The 1,410-nt window shown below is 72.1% G+C and carries 2 protein-coding genes; both read right to left on the bottom strand.

Going from position 1 to position 1,410, the window contains the following annotated elements:
• Window positions 1-447: NAD(P)-binding domain-containing protein (locus tag QN345_RS19060; protein ID WP_323509118.1), on the bottom strand; the 447-nt coding region annotated here is incomplete at its 3' end.
• Window positions 444-1,410, bottom strand: a 967-nt coding sequence (locus QN345_RS19055) for a PH domain-containing protein (RefSeq protein WP_323509117.1), incomplete at its 5' end; no start/stop codon positions are given. The genes QN345_RS19060 and QN345_RS19055, both read right to left, overlap by 4 nt.

Below are 1,410 nucleotides of genomic sequence, written 5' to 3'. Positions count from 1 at the left end.
GGTCGGCGCGGTGACGGCGAAATAGCTGTCGGCGAGGCGGGCGAGGTCGATGCTCGTGCCGGTGAAGCTCATCGCGGGGTGGATGGCGAGCGGGATCGCGCCCTGGGCGAGCGCCGGCGCGAGCACCCCGATGCCGAACCTCGCCGAGGTGTGCAGCACGAGCTGCCCGGCCTGCCACGTGTTCGTCGCGGCGAGCCCGGCGACGAGGCTCGCGAGCTGGGCGTCCGGCACGGCGAGGATCACGAGTTCGCTGCGTTCGACGATCTCGGGCACGGTCAGGATCGGCACGAACGGCAGGATCGCCTCCGCCCGGTCGCGGCTGGACTGCGAGATCGCCGAGATGCCGACGATCGCGTGGCCGGCTCCGGCGAGGGCGGCTCCGAGGATCGGGCCGACCCTGCCGGCACCGACGATGCCGATGCCGAGACGCCCGGGGCGGGCGCTCACAGCGCCGCCTCCGCTGCCGGTGCGAGGGTCTGCGCCGGCCGGTCTGGCATCGCCCGGTTCAGCGGATGCCCGGGGTCGGCCCAGTGATGACTGGTGTCGGCGCGAGCGGACGAGATCGCTCCCGCGGAGAGGCGCTCGAACAGGCTCTCCCCCTCGCGGACGTCGATGACCGGGAGGGTGGCGACGACCGGGCCGGCGACGGTGTGCACCCGGAGTTTCGCGAGGCGCAGCATCCGCTGGATCGGGCCCTGTTCGATCGCGATGCTCTGCAGCCGGGCGAGCGGCACGAGCGTGAGTTCCCGGCTGACGAAACCCCGGCGCAGGAGCACCGTGTCGGCTGCGACGGTGAAGCCCGTGCGCCGCCAGGAGAACGGACGGAGCCACGCGGCCCGGCGCGGCGCGTTGGTGTAGCCGTCGTCACCGCCGGGTGAGCGCACGCCGTGGTCGACGAGCAGCTTCTCCCGGCCGTTCTCGGAGCCGGAGTCGCTGTCGAAACCGGGCAGGATCAGTTCGAGCACCCTGGCGACGTCGGCGAGTGTGCCGACCGGGAGGGTGGTGGTGTGCGCCTCGCCGGCGGCGCCCTTGTTCGTGGAGTGGCCAGCGGTGTTGATGCGCACCTGCCACCAGCCGAACGGGCGCCAGATCAGCGGCTGCGAGACCCGCACGGCATGGATGCGGCCGGGCGGGAGCGTCTCGTTGCTCACCGAGAGCAGGCCGAAGCCCACGCGCACCCCGTCCGGCGTGCCCGCGATGCTGTAGCGCAGGGACTTCGTGAAGCGGTTGACGTAGAAGCTGAGGCTCGCGATCAGTCCGGGGAAGATCGCGATGAGCAGCCAGCCGCTGCCGCCGGCGGAGACGCTCCAGATCAGCACCGCGATCGCGATCAGCACGAACACGGTGAAGCCGCTGAAGATCACGGAGCCGATCAGGCGACCCGGGGGGATCCGCACAACGGATTCGGGC

This window comes from Cryobacterium sp. 10I1, from assembly GCF_035019805.1.
In the GTDB taxonomy this organism is placed as follows: domain Bacteria; phylum Actinomycetota; class Actinomycetes; order Actinomycetales; family Microbacteriaceae; genus Cryobacterium; species Cryobacterium glucosi.
This window is presented reverse-complemented; position numbering and strand designations above follow the sequence as displayed.